The sequence below is a fragment of the Bacillus sp. V5-8f genome, from assembly GCF_002863565.1.
GTDB lineage: Bacteria > Bacillota > Bacilli > Bacillales > DSM-1321 > Peribacillus.
Genome location: NZ_PGUW01000002.1, coordinates 114,700 through 132,549, shown reverse-complemented (window position 1 = coordinate 132,549; position 17,850 = coordinate 114,700). Strand labels below are relative to the sequence as shown.

Annotated in this window: 17 protein-coding genes and 1 pseudogene; 2 read left to right on the top strand and 16 right to left on the bottom strand. The window is 41.8% G+C overall.

The window, feature by feature from the left end; all coding sequences use genetic code 11:
• Positions 1 to 35: 35 nt before the first annotated feature.
• From CUU64_RS02375 to CUU64_RS02335, 9 genes are all read right to left on the bottom strand, one after another.
• Complete coding sequence (locus CUU64_RS02375) at positions 36 to 626, bottom strand: molybdopterin-dependent oxidoreductase (protein ID WP_101631679.1); 591 nt, start codon at positions 624 to 626, stop codon at positions 36 to 38.
• Positions 627 to 716: 90 nt separating this feature from the next.
• Positions 717 to 1,868: an MGDG synthase family glycosyltransferase gene (locus CUU64_RS02370; RefSeq protein ID WP_101631678.1), complete on the bottom strand. Its 1,152-nt coding sequence runs from the start codon at positions 1,866 to 1,868 to the stop codon at positions 717 to 719.
• Between the two features lie 19 nt (positions 1,869 to 1,887).
• The gene (locus CUU64_RS02365; RefSeq protein WP_101631677.1) at positions 1,888 to 2,475 is read right to left on the bottom strand and encodes a DedA family protein; all 588 of its coding nucleotides are present in this window, start codon (positions 2,473 to 2,475) and stop codon (positions 1,888 to 1,890) included.
• Positions 2,472 to 3,188, bottom strand: a complete 717-nt coding sequence (locus CUU64_RS02360; protein WP_257985378.1) for a polysaccharide deacetylase family protein — start codon at positions 3,186 to 3,188, stop codon at positions 2,472 to 2,474. Before CUU64_RS02360 ends, CUU64_RS02365 begins: the two co-directional genes overlap by 4 nt.
• A gap of 133 nt (positions 3,189 to 3,321) precedes the next feature.
• Entirely contained in the window at positions 3,322 to 3,981 is a 660-nt protein-coding gene (gene phoU, locus CUU64_RS02355; protein ID WP_101631676.1) for a phosphate signaling complex protein PhoU, read from the bottom strand.
• A gap of 49 nt (positions 3,982 to 4,030) precedes the next feature.
• The gene (gene pstB / locus CUU64_RS02350; protein WP_101631885.1) at positions 4,031 to 4,843 is read right to left on the bottom strand and encodes a phosphate ABC transporter ATP-binding protein PstB; all 813 of its coding nucleotides are present in this window, start codon (positions 4,841 to 4,843) and stop codon (positions 4,031 to 4,033) included.
• A 43-nt stretch (positions 4,844 to 4,886) separates the two neighbouring features.
• Positions 4,887 to 5,765, bottom strand: coding sequence for a phosphate ABC transporter permease PstA (gene pstA / locus CUU64_RS02345; protein WP_101631675.1), 879 nt, complete (start codon positions 5,763 to 5,765; stop codon positions 4,887 to 4,889).
• A complete protein-coding gene (pstC, locus tag CUU64_RS02340) occupies positions 5,765 to 6,673 on the bottom strand; it encodes a phosphate ABC transporter permease subunit PstC (RefSeq protein WP_257985406.1) in 909 nt (302 codons plus the stop codon). The genes pstA and pstC overlap by 1 nt, the downstream gene beginning before the upstream one ends.
• Positions 6,674 to 6,806: 133 nt before the next feature.
• Positions 6,807 to 7,772, bottom strand: a complete 966-nt coding sequence (locus CUU64_RS02335; protein ID WP_101631673.1) for a PstS family phosphate ABC transporter substrate-binding protein — start codon at positions 7,770 to 7,772, stop codon at positions 6,807 to 6,809.
• A 233-nt stretch (positions 7,773 to 8,005) separates the two neighbouring features.
• On the opposite strand from CUU64_RS02335, the gene CUU64_RS02330 reads away from it, so the two are divergent.
• Complete coding sequence (locus tag CUU64_RS02330; protein WP_101631672.1) at positions 8,006 to 8,224, top strand: hypothetical protein; 219 nt, start codon at positions 8,006 to 8,008, stop codon at positions 8,222 to 8,224.
• A 45-nt stretch (positions 8,225 to 8,269) separates the two neighbouring features.
• Here CUU64_RS02330 and CUU64_RS02325 read toward each other — a convergent pair whose 3' ends face one another.
• The 6 genes and pseudogenes from CUU64_RS02325 to hutP form a co-directional block, all read right to left on the bottom strand.
• Positions 8,270 to 9,601, bottom strand: a complete 1,332-nt coding sequence (locus CUU64_RS02325; RefSeq protein ID WP_101631671.1) for a D-serine ammonia-lyase — start codon at positions 9,599 to 9,601, stop codon at positions 8,270 to 8,272.
• 12 nt (positions 9,602 to 9,613) lie between these two features.
• Positions 9,614 to 10,467: pseudogene (gene hutG, locus CUU64_RS02320) on the bottom strand (formimidoylglutamase).
• A gap of 91 nt (positions 10,468 to 10,558) precedes the next feature.
• On the bottom strand, positions 10,559 to 11,815 hold the full coding sequence (gene hutI / locus CUU64_RS02315; protein ID WP_101631670.1) for an imidazolonepropionase: 1,257 nt from the start codon (positions 11,813 to 11,815) through the stop codon (positions 10,559 to 10,561).
• Between the two features lie 62 nt (positions 11,816 to 11,877).
• Positions 11,878 to 13,536 (bottom strand): urocanate hydratase, encoded by a 1,659-nt coding sequence (hutU, locus tag CUU64_RS02310; RefSeq protein ID WP_101631669.1) that lies wholly within the window; start codon positions 13,534 to 13,536, stop codon positions 11,878 to 11,880.
• A 47-nt stretch (positions 13,537 to 13,583) separates the two neighbouring features.
• A complete protein-coding gene (gene hutH, locus CUU64_RS02305) occupies positions 13,584 to 15,080 on the bottom strand; it encodes a histidine ammonia-lyase (protein WP_101631668.1) in 1,497 nt (498 codons plus the stop codon).
• A 107-nt stretch (positions 15,081 to 15,187) separates the two neighbouring features.
• Positions 15,188 to 15,625, bottom strand: a complete 438-nt coding sequence (gene hutP / locus CUU64_RS02300; protein ID WP_101631667.1) for a histidine utilization transcription antiterminator HutP — start codon at positions 15,623 to 15,625, stop codon at positions 15,188 to 15,190.
• Positions 15,626 to 15,856: 231 nt separating this feature from the next.
• Here hutP and CUU64_RS02295 point away from each other — a divergent pair, with 231 nt between their 5' ends.
• The gene (locus CUU64_RS02295; RefSeq protein ID WP_101631666.1) at positions 15,857 to 16,759 is read left to right on the top strand and encodes a glycine-rich domain-containing protein; all 903 of its coding nucleotides are present in this window, start codon (positions 15,857 to 15,859) and stop codon (positions 16,757 to 16,759) included.
• Positions 16,760 to 17,068: 309 nt separating this feature from the next.
• On the opposite strand, the gene CUU64_RS02290 is transcribed toward CUU64_RS02295, so the two are convergent.
• Positions 17,069 to 17,821: an SDR family NAD(P)-dependent oxidoreductase gene (locus CUU64_RS02290; RefSeq protein ID WP_101631665.1), complete on the bottom strand. Its 753-nt coding sequence runs from the start codon at positions 17,819 to 17,821 to the stop codon at positions 17,069 to 17,071.
• Between the last annotated feature and the right edge of the window lie 29 nt (positions 17,822 to 17,850).

The window sequence follows — 17,850 nt, the reverse complement described above, 5'->3', positions numbered from 1 at the left end:
CCCCATTTAAATGGGTTTTTTTTATGTAATTAAAATTAGCTGTATCTTTCCTCTTTAAAGGGATTTGCAGACATTGAATAACCGAGCTGTTCCCAGAAGCCTGCTATGTTTACATTCATAAAACGGATTCCTGAAACCCATTTTGTGCCTTTCCATAAATAAAAGGAAGCCGGCGGGATGAATCTGAGCGGGTATCCATGCTTCGGTGAAATGTCTTGCCAGTCATGGTTGGCATCCTTCCAACGATACACAAATAAAGCATCATCACCCTGTAAATCCGCTAGTGGCATATTTGCGCTATAGCCAAACCTGTCTCCGTCATAATATCCATAAATTTGAATATGCGTTACATCTTCATATAGTTCTACGAGTTTTACAAGCTCCCTTAGAGCAATTCCTTCAAAAGTAGTATCAAATTTTGACCATGTGGTCACACAGTGCATATCAACTGTTGAGGTGGTTTTCGGGAGGCTCATTACTTCCGCAAACGACAAGGTAATTTCTTCTTTCACTCTTCCAAAGAGCCTAAAATTCCAGGAGTTTTCGTCAAATTGGTAAACATCGCCCTGATGCAGGATTGGCCAAGTATCCGTCTCGAATTGGCCGGGAGGCAGCACTTTTCCCATACAAGTTCACACCCTCTCAATTTTTTATTATGATAGCTGTTCCGGAATATAGATGCAAGCAGGCTGCTGTGTCTGTTCCAACGGACACAATTAGAAAATGCCCTGTACGACCCATTCTGCTTTTAAATATGTGTGGGAGAATTCCCTTTCTATAATATGGCTCATTACATCTGCAAATTTGTCAGATTCTTTTTCGAGATAAACATCGATTTGTTTCTTCATTGCTGAGATTTCTTCTTCATTTAAAATGACTGTTTTCAATTTGTCGATAAAGTTATCTGGTGCTACACACTTTACCACTCCTTGTTGCAATAAAAACTTTAAATTAATCTCTTCTTGTCCCGGAAGCCAATTATGAATAAAAATCGGAAGCCGCTTGTGAAGCGCTTCACTGATTGTGACACCTCCAGGCTTTGTCAGGATTGCGTCGACCTCATTGTATATGGCGTTTAATTCCCTTGGATTCTCAATATACCCTTTAGGCCGGATATGGCTCTTATTAAGGTTAAATAATTGGTCAAATAATTCTTTATTGTTCCCACAGAGCACTGTAAAAGTAACGAAGTGACATTCCTTCATCACTTCAATGAATTCACCGCTATTAAATAAACCATTATTACCACCCGCAACTAGTATGTGCTTTCGTTTATTTTTTGTCTTTTTGCCAGGAATGGTAAAAGAGGATTTTATAGGAATGCCTGTTGCAAAGATGCAGTCCTCTTTAATATTGTGCTCATTAATCAAAATTCTTTTTGCATCTCTATGAGGGACAAGATGATATTCAATCTCTTTCTTTGCCCACACATCATTGATGAAAAAATCAGTATAAATATTCACGACAGGAATATCCATCAATCTTCCCTTCTGTTTTAACTTTCCTATGATACTTGAAGGAAAGGAATGGGAACAGATAATTAAAGAAGGTTTAGCCTGTTCGATAAGCTGCATCATTTTACCCTCGAAATAAAGGGAAAAAAGCCGGAAATCCACTTTAAATTTTCGGTGATTCTCCGAATACATGATGGTTTTATATAAAGTTCGATAAATAGAAGGGCTCTTATTAATCCAGCTAAAATAAATGGAAGACACCATTCTTTCCAAACTGACATTAGAATAACTTAAAAAATCAACGATTTGAATGTCATAAGCCGGGTATTGGTTTCTGATGTATTCATTTATTGTTTCTGCAACTTTTAAATGTCCAGTAGGAAATTGGAATAACGGCAATACAAGAATCTTCATAAACAAGCTCCTTCAGAACTTATCTTCTTTTTTTTCTAACATACTTTATGGATACATATATAATAAAAATAAATGAGAATAAAATCCCTAAATAAGGTACATACATCGGGTTTATATCAAACAAGTCTCCTGCAACATACCCGGCAACGATAAAGGGCACTGCCCAGCAAACGGTGCCTACTAAGGAATAGATAAAAAATGTGGGAAACCCAATATTCGCAATTCCTGCGAAATAAGGGCTTATTTGCCTTAGTCCTGGTATATAAAGACCGAATATAATCGTTTTACCAACGTTTTTGGCATATTGATTTTTAGCTTTTTCCCATCGTTCGGCTGTTATTCCCACATATTTGCCGAATCGATTGATGAATGGGTATCCTACGAATTTCCCGCAACCATATGCGGTTAACATTCCTAAGAATACGCCGAGCGTAGCACTGAAAACTGCTAGTCCAAAATCAAGCTGTTGGTGGATAACTAAAACTCCGATTAGAAACAATAGCGATTCCTCGGGAGCCGGAATGCCAACCACGCCAAAATATAAAAAAAGAAATATAATAAAGTAACCGTATATATTAATATAATGAGTTATTGTATCAACCGTCATATAATCCTCTTTAAGTTATGATCTTCATATGCTTCCTCCATCGATATAAAAACCGATCCGCTTTTTTTGCTTTCTTTCAAAAAAATTTCCAGTTTTTCAATCATATACCGGGGTGCCTCCTGGTCCGCTCCGAACGTTTCACCGCTGTCATGGAGAAGTAAAATGGAACCTGGTCTTGTAGCTGTCCGTAATCGGTTCAGGAGTGTTGTTTTACATGCTCGTACTTTCCAATCACTGAAAATATCAGACCACATAATGACATTGTATTTCTTGCTCACGAGAAGTGTAAATATATTAAAATGCCCCCAGGGCGGACGATAAAAGGAAACCTCTTCTTTTATGCAATCATGGATGGCTTGTTCCGTCAATTTTAATTGTTTCCGCAAAGCGGAAGGTGTCAAGATCCAGCTGGAAACATGATTATAATGGTGAATCCCAACCGTATGTCCCTCTTCATGCATCCGTTTTATAATTTCCGGATGCCTTTGCACTTTATGTCCCACCACGAAGAATGTTGCTTTGGCTCCATATGTTTTTAACAAATCCAAAAGCTGTATAGTATATACTGGATCCGGTCCGTCGTCAAATGTTAAAGCTAGCGCTTTTTGCTCCATTAACCTTTTTGTGATCCCGATTTTTCTTGTTCGAATAAGCACAGTAGGAATGATTGTATATAAAATAAATAGGAACATAATGAAACTTATAATGGCCACTTTTCAATCCCTTTCGTATTAAAAGCTTAATGAATATATTGTACTACGAATCCATTAAACTACAAAAAAAATCGTTGGCCATCTAGAAAATAAAAAGCAGCCTTACTAATGAAGTAAAGCTACAATGTAGTAGTTAACTGTTTAAATCATATCTTCTGCCTTTGACCATGTAATAAACACTTTCTGCAATGTTTGTGCAATGGTCGGCTGCTCTTTCTAAAAAACGGCATACAAACGATAGCTGAGTGACTTGCGGCAGCAGCTCTGGATTGTTCTGGTTCGTGGATAGGAAGCTTCTAATCGTTTGCCCATATAAATCATCAACTTGGTCATCCATATCCGCTACCCTCTTTGCTTTTTCAACATCCTCTTCATTAAACGCCTCTAGAGACAATGCCAGCATATCCAACATAATGCCATGCATCTTTTTGATGTTATCTAGAGGCTGTATATAAGGCTCCGAACCAATGCGGATCGTGGATTTTGCAATATTTACAGCAAAATCTGCAATTCTTTCCACATCGGTTGCAATCTTGATCGCCGCAATAATTCTACGAAGGTCAATGGCAACAGGCTGCTGTTTGGCAATCAGCCAAATCGAAAAATCATTAATTTCTTCTTCGAGAATATCTGCCTTTGTATCATCTTCCATGATTTCAAGGGCTAATTCAACATTTTGTGTTTCCAGGGCTTCCATCGCTCTTGTAAGCGCGTCTTTTGTAAAATCTCCTAATTCCAATAACTGGTGCTGCAGTTTGTTTAAATCCCCTTCAAATTTCTCACGTATCGCCATATATTATTCTCCCTTCGTTTTCCATGTAATCACCCTCAGCAAATACACCCTACCCAAACCTGCCGGTGATATAATCTTCCGTTCTTTTATCATCCGGTTTTGAAAACATTTTGGTTGTTTTCGTGAATTCCACCACTTCACCATTCAGGAAGAATGCCGTTTTATCCGAAATCCTTGCGGCCTGCTGCATATTATGTGTCACAATAATGATGCTATAGCTTTTTTTCAATTCCTGCATCAGTTCTTCCACCTTTAATGTGGAGATTGGATCCAGTGCAGAGGTTGGTTCATCCATTAAAATAACGTCCGGTTCGATTGCAAGGCACCTTGCGATACAAAGGCGCTGTTGCTGTCCGCCTGAAAGGCCATATGCATTTTGATTTAAACGATCTTTTACTTCGTCCCAAAGCGCAGCACCCCGTAAGCTTTTTTCAGCAATCTGGTTTAGGACTTTTTTATCGCGGATTCCATGGATCCATGCACCATACAAAACATTTTCATAGATGGATTTTGGAAACGGGTTAGGTTTTTGGAACACCATCCCAACCTTGGTCCGCAGCTCCTCAACCCGGTAAGATCTGTCCAGAATATTTCTCCCCCTATAGGCAATTTCCCCCGCAGTGCGAACACCCGGTACCAATTCGATCATCCTGTTTAATGTCTTGATATAAGTTGATTTGCCACAGCCTGAAGGACCGATGATTGCTGTTACTTCATTTTCATTAATATCCAGGTTGATGTTTTTTAACGCTTGGTTTTCACCGTACCATAGGTTTAGTTCCTTTGTTTTATATACAATATTATTTTCATTGTTTCCTGGCGCATTTGCTTTGTTTTCTGTGGTGGGCTGGTTGGTCTCCATTGTTTTTGTCATCTTAGACCTCCTCTTTAAGGTAATCCAGTAATCAATATCTCTTTTGAAATTTATTGCGAATCAAAACAGCGATTGTATTCAATACAATCAATAATGTAAGCAATACTATGATACCCGCAGCTGCAAGGGCATGAAACTCCTCCTGAGGCCGGCTGGTCCAGTTATAAATTTGCATCGGAAGAACCGTGAATATATCAAATACCGTTCTTGGCAGAAAGGCAACGAATAATGGTAGGCCGAGAACGACCAGCGGAGCCGTTTCACCGATTGCTCTTGAAAGTGCCAAAATTCCGCCAGTCAAAATTCCTGGGATGGCAGCAGGAAGAACAATCCTTATAATTGTCTGCCATTTTGTTGCACCGAGGCCATAAGAAGCTTCCCTTAACTCTTTCGGCACTGCTCGGATGGCTTCCTGTGAAGCCACTATAATTACAGGCAAAACAAGTAGGCTCATCGTTAGGCCGGCTGCCAGGACACTTGTTCCCAGGAAAAGGGCCCGTACGAATACAGTTAACCCTAAGAGTCCAAACACTATAGACGGCACTCCCGCCAAATTTGAGATGTTTATTTGGATAAAAGTTGTGATGGCATTTTTACTAGCATATTCTTCAAGATAAATGGCAGTACCTACACCAAGAATTAATGATACGGGGGCAACAACAGCCATTAACCACATGGAACCAATGAGTGCGGTAAATACGCCTGCCTGTTCGGGTCTTCTGGAAGGAAGACTTTGTAAAAATTGGAGATCCAAATAGCCAAGGCCTTGTGAAAGAATGCGGTAAAGTAATATTCCTAACACCAAAAGGCCGAATAACGTAGCGAGCAGGAACAAAGTGCGAAAGATGACGTTCCGGGCCATTCTCGGCCTCATTTGGGAAATGACTTTGCGATCATCTATATATTTCATCAATACTCCTCCCTAAACCTGCGGGAAACAAACTGGGCTATAAAGTTCATCACAAGAGTAAATAAAAACAGCGTCATCCCTACCGCGTAGATGCTGTAATAAATCGTTGTGCCGTAGCCGACGTCACCCTGGCTCACCTGTACGATATAAGCAGTCATTGTCTGAATAGATCCAGTTATATTCCAATTGAGATTTGGTGAGGAACCTGCTGCTACGGCAACGATCATCGTTTCTCCTATTGCCCTTGACACCGCCAATACGATAGAAGCAACAATTCCGGAAGCCGCTGCTGGCAATACAACTTTAAGGGCTACCTCGAACTTGGTAGAACCTAATGCGAGGGCGCCTTCACGCATTGCGCTAGGGACCGAAGACATTGCGTCTTCAGAAAGCGAGGCAATCATGGGTGTGATCATAATCCCAATGACGATACCAGGGCTCAGCGCATTAAAGATTTCCAGCCCAGGGACGAATTCCATCAGCAAAGGAGTTACAAATGTCAGAGCGAAATACCCATATACGATGGTAGGAATTCCAGCCAGTACCTCAAAGATTGGTTTAATAATCCTTCGGGCACGGTCCGAAGCATATTCGCTTAAAAAAATGGCTGCCGCAATGCCGATAGGAACAGCGACCAAAACGGCAATGCCAGTTACTTTTAAGGTGCCAGAAACAAGTGGCAAGATCCCATACGACGCCTGCGTCTCAGAAAATGGGTACCATTTATCTGCTGTTAGGAATTCTTTTATGGACACCTCATTAAAGAATAGAATTGTTTCAAAAATCAAAGTTAGGACAATACCAATCGTTGTTAGCACCGAAACCGCCGCAGTTACGAACAATAAAATGGGTACAAGACTTTCAAGAGAAGTTCCTTTCCGTTTATTTTGCATCTTCTCTGATATCATCGCCTGCACACTTTTTACAGCAGCATCTTTTTCCATACAAAAAACCCCTTTCCTTTTGGGGGTCAGTCCCCCACTGCTTTACCCTATTAACGGGATGGGGGACTGACCCCCAAGTAGGGGGACCGAACCCGAACTATTTGATTGCTTCCAGTGATTGTATATCTTTTTTGTATTCATCATCGGGTAGGCGCACATATCCGACATCCTCAGAGAATTCCCCGGCGTTTTCTAATGTAAATCGCAAGAAATCATTTACCTCTTTTTTCTCTTTTACCGCTTTATTGCTGGCATAGACGAATAATGGACGGGAAAGAGGAGAGTACTCACCAGATTGGATCGTGTCGTGTGATGGTTCAACAGGCCCTTTTCCGCCATCTATGGGAACTACTTTGATATCATCTTTGTTTTCCAGGTAGTACGCAAAACCGAAATAGCCAATTGAATTCTTGTCCCCTCTAACACCTTGAACAAGGATATTGTCATCTTCAGAAAGGGTAGCACTCTCAACCATTGGTTTATCTTCCAAAATAACTTCATTAAAGTAATCAAATGTTCCAGAATCTGTTCCTGGAGAGTAGTACTTTATTTCCTGGTCTGGCCAGCCTTTTCTAATATCTGACCATTTCTTAGGGCTTCCTGTTTCTAGCCACATCTTTCTTAACTCATCGACAGTTAAATGGTCCACCCAATCATTATCCTTATTTACGACTACCGAAAGTCCGTCAAACGCTAGCCTGAATTCTGTGTAATCAATACCCTTTGTTTGAAGCTGTTGTTTTTCTTCATCCTTAATGGGACGGGAAGCATTCGTTAGATCGGTTTCTCCTGCAGCAAATGATTTAAAGCCACCTCCTGTTCCTGAAGACCCAACAGAAACTTTAACATCAGGCTGCTCTGCTCCATATTCCTCCACGACTGCTTCCATGATTGGATAAACGGTGGAAGAGCCGTCTACTTTAACGTTTCCTGACAACTGTGCTCCTCCGCCACCACCGTTGTTATTGTTATTTCCTCCCGCGTTATTGTTGTCTCCATTTCCACAAGCGTTAATTACCAACATCATCAACACAATTACTGCAAATTGTGATAACTTTTTCATGATCCATTCTCCTTGTCAAAATGTTTTGGTTAAAATTTATCCTTTTTTATTTCTTTCCGGTAGTTTCCCAATAAAATGCACATTTTATTTGTTTTAATACAAAATTAGCAATTCAAGCGGCGAAAAGTGTATGTATATTCTGTTCTGAATTTTGCACTATAACTTTATACTTCTTTTTTTACAAAATTGGGCAGGCTAAAATAATCAATAATATTGAGAAAGTGAGAAAACCAATGGAAAACGGAAATATTATTTCAGAACAGGTAAAAAACGTTAATCTAAAATTAAATAGCCAATTTGGTTCCACTTCACAACATGAACAATCCGAAACGGAAAGTGCAAATGAACAGCTGCAAGAAGCCTTTTACGGAAATGAGGAAAAAAATATACGCCCAAGATATATTTACACCGATACTACTGTTATTGATGGGATAGACCAGGATAAAAAATAAGCTTCCCTGTTGGAAAGCTTTCTTTTTAAACTTTATACAATATTTTCATCCTTTAAGATAATAACTTTTCATGATGTCGTGGGGAACTATACTTCCTCCGGTGGCCCAAATGATATGATGGGCATTTTCCATTTTCTGTGTCAAATCATGTTTTCTTAAATAATTTACGCCCTCTGAGATCAATTGGATGGGACCGTAGAAGCCTGCGAGTGCAGATGGTTCTAAGTGGATATTTTCGATGTCTGCAAGATTCTTCAAAAAGGAAAAAAGCCTTGTGTCATGAAGGGTTAAGCAGCCGCTTACCAGATTGCCTATCGCATTGCCGACAAACCTAGAAGGTCTGCCTACCGCCAATCCGTCTGCTTCGGTTGTATTAGTAAGCCCAAAGTCCTGTACGCTTGCTTTATCTTGAAGCCCGGTCATTTGCCCAATCAAAAAGCAGGGCGACTGGGTGGGTTCCACAAAAAAGCAATGGACATTCGAACCAAACTCCATTTTTAGGCCAAAGGTAATCCCGCCAGGAGCTCCACCCACACCACAAGGCAAATATACAAATAACGGATGAGTATCATCAACAGTGACATGCATTTGTTCAAGCTGCTTTTTTAATCGGGACGCCGCCACAGCATAGCCTAAAAAGAGGTCCCTCGAATTTTCATCATCGATAAAATGACAGGACGGGTTAGACAAAGCCTGCTTCCTGCCCTCTTCGACCGCTTTACTATAGTCTGAAGTATATTCAATTACCTGGACGCCCTTTTTTCTAAGCATATCCTTTTTCCATTCTTTAGCGTCAGCAGACATGTGGACCGTTACATTAAAACCTAGCTTTGCCCCGATGATTCCAATGCTCAAACCCAAGTTGCCGGTTGAACCCACTGCTATGGAATATTTATTAAACACGCTGCGGAATGCATCACTGTCAAATACAGCGTATGATTCCTGTTGTGTAAGCAGGCCATGCTTAGCGGCAAGAGTCTCAGCCAATTTTAATACTTCATAAATGCCTCCTCTTGCCTTTATTGATCCTGATATGGGTAAATGATTGTCACATTTCAATAGCATACTCCCGGGGATGTTTATTCGGAAAGTCTGTTCCATTGCCTTCTTCATATTTGATATGGGTACGAGAGGAGATTCAATGATCCCATTTGTTCCTTTAGTTTCGGGAAATGCTTTTTCTATATAAGACGAAAACCGGTCCAAACGCTGCGACGCAGCCGTTACTTCTTCTTTTCTTAGATTGCTTCCGCAGGCTACATCACCATAATGTGGGTTTATCCACATTACTTCTTCCCCCAGCCCGATCTCATTTAATAAAGGATGTTCCTCGAACCATTCCTGTATACTCTTTCCCTCCATCATCTTTTTGTCCATAATCCTTCCTTTCTACTCGCCTCTATTTATAAACATAAACCTTAACATTACATGTGCTGCGAGACGACTGGTTATGTCCTGGAAATCCTTTGAAGGATCTATTTCAACGATGTCCAGGGCTTTTACTTTTTTGTGCTTCGCTGCTTCGGCAACACTGTTAAGAAGTTCCCTGGACGTTAACCCCCTGGACCAATCGCAGGACAACCTGGTGCAAACGCTTGGTCGACAACATCCATATCAACAGAAAGGTAAATGAAATGAACCGTTTCGGATAGCCGATTGATTTCTCGTTTTATAATCGGGATAATTCCCTCCTGTACAACGTCATCTATTGAATAAACGGTGACACCTTTCTCTTTTGTGTACCTGTGGTATCTTTGCGAATTTGAGAAATCACGGATCCCGATTTGTACAAGATGCTCCCCCTTTATAAATCCACCTTCCAGCAGACTTCTAAATGGAGTTCCATTTGTACGTCCGCCATCCTCAAGGTTTCTTACATCATGATGAGCATCCCATTGAACCACACCTATTGTACCAAATTTTTCTTGGAAAGCCCTTATTGAAGGAAAACTGACTCCGTGATCGCCGCCCAGCATAATAAACCGGCTGCATGATTTGGAATCAATCATTTCCTTAACACTCATGGAAATACGATATAAATTTTTCTCAACATCTGTAGGGTGGCTGGCTACATTTCCGAAATCAATAATTTTCTTATTTTTAAAATCCCTTTCCCATTCCCCTGAATAGGTAGAAAAATTACTTAAACAGGCCCTTATGGTTTGGGGGGCATCCGCTGCTTGTGAATACGAAATAGAGGATTTGGAAAATGGGAGGCCAATCAATCCGATTTCTCCTTGCATTCCATTCGAATACGGAAGAATGCAATCGTTTATTTTGGTCACATACCGGTCTTGAAAACCTGTGGCATTTACGGGTAAAAGATACGTAAACTTATCCATATGGCTTTAACTCCCAGGTTTTATCGCCTGCAATATATACACTTTCGGTATGGTTAACACCAAAATGATAAGGAATATATCTAAAATTCGGAACATTCCATAGAACAAAGTCTGCCTGTTGGCCAATCGCTAGTGTACCAGCTTCCATCCCCTTACCAATAGCATGAGCCGCATTCACCGTTACCGCGTTCCAAATTTCTTCAGCGGTCATTTTTAGCTTTAGGGCAGCCAGGCACATGATCATCTGCAGGTTCTCCGTGACACAGCTTCCAGGGTTAAAATCTGTAGCTATGGCTACAGCCGTTCCATGGTCAATTAATTCCCGTGCTTTTGCATAGCGATCTTTCCCTAAGTAAAAAGTTGTTCCGGGCAGCAGAACAGCAACCGTATCCGTTTCGCTAAGACATTTAATCCCTTCATCAGATGAAGCAACTAAATGGTCCGCACTCGCTGCTCCCAGTTGTGCAGCCAATTGAGCCCCTCCCAGCGAATGGATTTCATCCGCATGAATCTTTAAACCAAAGCCTAACTCCTTTGCTGCTTGTAAAAACTTTCGGGACTGTGAAATGGAGAACACACCCGTCTCGCAGAAGATATCCACAAATTGAGCCAACTGTTCTTGCTTAATTTCTGTAAGCAAGCCTATCATTTCATTTATAAATTGATCTTCATTCCCCTTGTAGCTTGGCGGGACGGCATGCGGCCCTAAAAAAGTGGACACGATTGCTGCAGGATATTTCTCCTGCAATCGCCTGATAACCTTTAGCTGTTTGAACTCTGTTGCCCTCTCCAATCCATACCCACTTTTAGCTTCTATTGTTGTGACACCGAAGGAAATCATTCGTTCTAAATGGACAGATGTTTTCATAAATAATTCTTCTTCGGTAGCAAGCTTCGTGGCTTCAACTGTGGAGAGAATGCCACCGCCTTTGGCTAGGATTTCCAAATAAGAAAGACCGGCCTGCTTAAAAGGAAGCTCATGTTCACGGGAACCACCAAATACCAGATGTGTATGCGAGTCGACCAGTCCCGGTGAAACAAGCTTTTGTCCCGCATCCAGTTTCTCCCTTACAGACAGAGATCTTCCGACTTGATCATGGCCAATCCAGGCGATTTTTCCATCCAATACTGCAAATGCTGCATGCTCCTTAACTACAAGCTCCTTCATCTCTTGCCCTTTTAACGGTGTCTGGGAAGCTTTCGGCAAAATTAATTGCCCAATATTATAAACTAGTAAATCGTATTTCATTTCTCCCGTCCTTTCAGTTGTAACAGCATACGGAGCCTATGAACATAAATCCTTAACCTTTTTTAGAGCATTGGGATGTCAATCCTTTTTTCCCTAGCTATTTCGATGGATTTTTCATATCCGGCATCGGCGTGGCGGACTATACCCATTCCAGGATCGGTAGTTAATACTCTTTCCAACCGTTCCGCTGCAAGATTTGTTCCATCAGCAACAGCCACCATTCCGGCATGTAGAGAATAACCCATTCCGACACCGCCACCATGATGAACGGAAATCCAGGAGCCTCCTGCTGCAACATTGATAAGTGCGTTTAGAATCGCCCAGTCGCCCACTGCATCACTTCCGTCTTTCATCCCTTCAGTCTCACGGTTTGGGGAAGCCACCGAGCCGCAATCCAAATGGTCACGTCCAATAACAATTGGCGCTTTTAATTCCCCTTTCCTTACCAATTCGTTTATGGCCAGGCCCAGCTTTACCCGTTCACCGTAACCCAGCCAACAAATTCTCGCGGGAAGACCTTGGAACTTGATTTTTTCACCAGCCATCTTAATCCAGCGAATGAGCGGTTTATTATCTGGAAAAAGCTCCTTTATCAGGGCGTCAGTACGATAGATATCCGCGGGATCCCCTGATAAAGCCGCCCAGCGAAATGGCCCTTTTCCTTCGCAGAATAAAGGTCTGATATACGCGGGCACGAAGCCTGGAAAGTCGAAGGCATCCGTCTGTCCATAATCTTTCGCAACCTGGCGGATGTTATTTCCATAGTCAAAGGTGATTGCACCCTTACGTTGAAATTGAAGCATTGCCGTAACATGCTCTGCCATCGAATGGGATGCTCTTTTTACAAATTCGTTTGGGTTTTTTTCTCGCAAGTCTGCGGCTTCCTTTAAGGACAGTCCCGCAGGAATGTACCCATTTAGCGGATCATGGGCAGATGTCTGGTCAGTCACAATGTCTATTTTTACATTCCTATTCAAAATTTCCTGATGGATTTCAGCCGCATTCCCCAAAAGCCCAATAGAGAGTGCTTCACCATTCTTCCTTGCTTCAATTGCCCAGTTGAGTGCTTGGTCAACGGAGTCTGTCATTTTATCGCAATACCGGGTCTTGATCCTTTTTATAATCCTGTCAGGGTCGACCTCAACAGCCAGGCATACGCCTCCGTTCATGGTCACGGCTAAGGGTTGTGCACCTCCCATCCCTCCAAGGCCGGCGGTGAGCGTAATCGTACCCTTCAACGAATCATTAAAATGCTGGCGGGCCACTTCCGCAAACGTTTCATAAGTACCTTGTAAAATTCCTTGAGTTCCGATATAAATCCAGCTGCCGGCAGTCATTTGACCGTACATCATAAGCCCTTTGCGGTCCAGTTCATGGAAATGCTCCCAGTTGGCCCACTTGGGCACGAGTACTGAGTTAGATAATAGTACCCTGGGGGCCACCCGATGTGTTTTAAAAACAGCAACAGGCTTTCCTGATTGAATAAGCAAGGTTTCATCGTTTTCAAGCCGACGCAGTGTTTCGACAATTGCGTCGAAAGATTTCCAGTTTCTCGCTGCCTTTCCGATGCCTCCATAGACTACAAGATCTTCAGGTTTTTCTGCTACTTCCGGGTCGAGGTTGTTATATAGCATCCTTAAGGCAGCTTCCTGCTCCCACCCTTTACATTCAAGCTCCAATCCTTTTTTCGCCCGGATTTCACGATTTTGCTTTTCATCCATACTGTCCACTCCTTATGAAAAAAGTCATTCGGCGGCTTAGCCACGTTCTACGTTTTTGTACTTTTGGATATTTTTTTTAACCATTCCGCCATTTGTTCAATGTCTTCTGAAAAAACTCGATCTGCTGTAATCGGAGGAACTACTTTTCTTGCTTCATTATAAAAATCTCTAGTTTGCGGTGACATCTTTTCAACCCCGCGGTATCGAACTGCTTCCATGGCACAGATACATTCAATTGCAAGCACCCTGCGTACGTTTTGAATAATGGCATATGCATGCCGTGCTGCAATTGTACCCATGCTCACATGGTCCTCCTGATTGGCTGAGGAAGGAATGGAGTCTACGCTGGCCGGGTGGGCAAGCGTTTTGTTTTCCGAAACAAGGGAAGCCGCGCAATATTGCAGAATCATTGCGCCCGATTGCAAGCCCGGCTGTGAACTTAAAAATGGCGGAAGGCTATTTAGTTGAGGATTCACAAGCCGTTCAATCCTTCGTTCAGAGATACTGGCAAATTCTGCTGCTGCTATTTTCATGAAATCCATTGCAAGGGCGATCGGCTGCCCGTGAAAATTTCCACCGGAGACTATGGTTTTACCTCCATCAAAAATTAGTGGGTTGTCGGTAGCGGCATTGAATTCGATTTCTAGCTTTTCTTTTACATAATCCAATGCCTGCCAGGAAGCGCCATGTACCTGGGGGATGCAACGCAATGAATAAGCGTCCTGGACACGTTTTTCCCCTTGTCTTGTGACAAGTTTGCTGCCAGAAAGAATATGTCTTATCCGCTCGGCCACCGCGATTTGCTGTTGGAATCCACGTGCTTCATGTATAGCCGGATGAAAAGCATCAATAATTCCCTCTAATCCTTCCATAGTGAGTGCGGCTATCCATTCACTTTGAAAAGCAAGTTCATTCGCTTCTAGCCAATTGACCGCTCCCATAGCCGTCATTGCCTGGGTCCCATTTATTAAGGCAAGACCTTCTTTTGCTTTCAATACAATAGGTGTTAACCCTTGTTGTCTAAAGACATCATTTGTATCGTAGACTTTCCCTCTAAAATGTACTTTCCCTTCACCAATAAGGACGAGTGCTAAATGAGACAGTGGGGCTAAATCACCTGAAGCTCCTAGCGAGCCCTGTTGTGGAATGATGGGATGGATCCGGGTGTTCAGTAATGTAACAAGCATGTGGGCAATGGCCGGACGAATCCCTGAAAACCCTTTTAATAAGGCATTCAGTCTAAGCAATAACATGGCTCTGGAAACAACCTCCGGAAAAGGCTCACCCACCCCGCAGGCATGTGAGCGGATTAAATTGAGCTGCAATGAGTTAACATCTTCTTCTCCTATCATGACATCGCTAAATTTTCCAAAACCCGTGTTGATTCCATATACTGTCTTCTTTTCTGAAACCACTTTTTCTACAGCAGTCCTGTTCTCCTCTACCTTCCGCAGGCTGTCCGGATGGATTGTCACCTTTTCACCATTAAGACAGATCAGCTTTATCTCCTCTAATGTTAATGTATGGCCGGATAACACAACCATGAACTTCCCTCCTGAAAATCTGTTACGCACATACAAAAGGAGGCGACAATGGCACAAAGATACCATCATCGCCTCCTATTGACTGTTGGACTTTAGGCAATGCAAGCTTATATGTGATTTACTCCCAAACCAATTGTTTCATGTTCTAGTCCCTTCACAGGGGCGCCAATCGTTCCGTAAAAAGCGACAGAAACCCATTCTCCTTCCCCTTCATTTATATATGGTTTCCCCCGAACTACTGAAAATCGCAAACCTACTGTTCTGCTCATTTCACCGATAGAAGGCTGCCCTCTTGTTACTCCTCTAATGGCTTCGACGATTGCATGATACAGTGCATGGGTTTCGCGGTATAAGCTGTCATGGATGAGCCCGTTTCTCTTTGCGGCCGTTTCCACTGCAGATATAACCTTCTGCATATTCATGGACCCAACTCTTCCCTGGCAATATTTTACCTCTTCTAAAGATTCACGAAAGTAATCCGATTCTTCTTCTGTTAAAGCACACAAGAGGATCGCAATTTTCCCAATTGGAATTCTCTGGCTCATACAATTCCTCATTTTCATAATATTCACTAATATCTATTACCTGCTTTTATTTTAGTTGGATCCCACTTAACATGTCACCAATTTTGGAAAATTTTAGTATAACACTGTGATGCTAAGGTGCATTGCTAAAGGTAATTTTCCAGGACATTTACGCATTAGACAATGATTTATAAACATTGAATGATATAATGTGAAGGGAATATATGGATAGGATTGGAGAGGGTTGAAAACATGATCGTACTCTATTTAGTAACCGGTGGCTTAATTTTATGGGGACTCGTTATGTTATTTAAAAATAGTAACGGACTATCAAGGACCGAACGATTTAGCAACGAGTTTAAAAGCAGTTACCCACATACATTGTCTATATTGCCGACCGACGCAGTAAACACGGACCTCGTCAACAAATTAAATGAAGCGTTAAACTTCGATTTTATGGAGAGCGTGAATACTGAATTTCGAGTTCAGTTCCCGCGCTATTCACAAAACAAGGTTAATGACTATTGGCGAGAGTTAAAACGTTATTTAATATTCGCATCGATTTTCCAAAGAGTTGACATGTTCAACAGCAAAGTCGACGAATTATGGCATATCATGTTAAAACATGAGGCAGAGTATGATAACTTCTGCAATCAGTTCATTGGAAGCAAAATCTTACACATACCCATTTCCCAGCCTACCTTCAAGCCTTCTGAAAGAACTTTTTTTGACTTTTGCTATGTACAGCTGTTTACTGTGGATTCCATAACGGTTAAGGTGTGGGGTAAACTGTTTAAGCATGGCAAGGGGCAGGAATTTCTTGAAGAATTTGAAACCGAATCCATTTCAACCTTAAAAGAGAAGTACATGCGGCAACCGACAAGCAGCCTTGCTGTATCAACGTTTGAGCTTTTTATAAGCAGGTTTAAGGAAGATAACACTGGAAGAATCAACCGTTGGCATGAAGCATATAAAAAAAATAACGACGTAAGCTTTGGTTATTTCGTGTACGTAGACTCAGATGATCATGACAATTCATTACGCCATGTTTTCGGCAATGACCACTCATCTAGCAACAGTGGGCATGGCAATGAGGGCAGCCATAGTGATACTAGCTCTAGCTGTTCTTCATGCAGCTCCTGTTCATCATCTTGAATTATAGTACTCTTTGTGCTAGCAGCCATAGTCAAGGGCTGCTTTTCTTTATATTTTGTCATTTCTACAGATTCTACCTGTTAACTAATAATATTAAGTAATCAATTTTTGTCTGGTTATTTATGTTTTTCAATAATATTCTACCGAGGTTTTTGTTTAAATACTTACCAGATGTTTTCTTATCATCGCATTTTCAAATAATATTGTAGCTTGAGCTTGCACTAAGACATGAAAAAAGAGCAGCTACGTGTGCGTTAGCTGCTCCCTAATAATACAACTATGGGATTATGTGAATAACAATAGAGCATGTTAAACCGTTAATGCCCCTCCATCGACGACGATTGTTGTTCCGGTAATATAAGAGGAGTCAGCTGAAGCTAAAAACAGGACGGCTTTAGCCACTTCTTCTGGTTGCCCTACCCGGCGAAGGGCATTGCTTGTAGATATAATCGGCCATTTACGCTCATCGTTTTTCCAGCCGTCAATGATAGGCGTGTTAATAACTCCTGGTGCAATAGCATTCACACGTATCTTTTTCCCTCCATACTCTAAAGCGGCATTTTTCGTTAAAATCTCTACCCCCCCCTTTGAGGCATTATATGGAGACACAAATTTTTTGCCTTTTAATCCAAGGATGCTTGACGTGTTTATGATCGAACCACCGCCCCGTTCTTCCATTAAAGGAAGTGCGTATTTCATGCCGAGAAAAACGCCCTTAAGATTTATATCTACAACACGTTCCCACTCTTCTATTGGCATGTCGGCAAGCTTCACCTCTGTGTTCCCTACACCGGCATTGTTAAATAAAATGTCAAGGCCGCCATATGCTTCAACGGTTTTACTGATCATCTCTTGCACGTTTTCGTGATTTGCCATATTTACCGTCACACAAATGGCTTCTCCGCCTGACGTTCTTATCATACTTACCGTCTCAATGGCAAGCTCTTCATTAATATCTGCCACTACAACCTTTGCCCCTTCCTTAGAAAAGAGACATGCGGTAGCTCGACCGATTCCTCCACCCCCGCCTGTAACAATTGCAATTTTATCCTCTAATCTCATCTTCTTTCACCTCTAAGATTATTTGTATT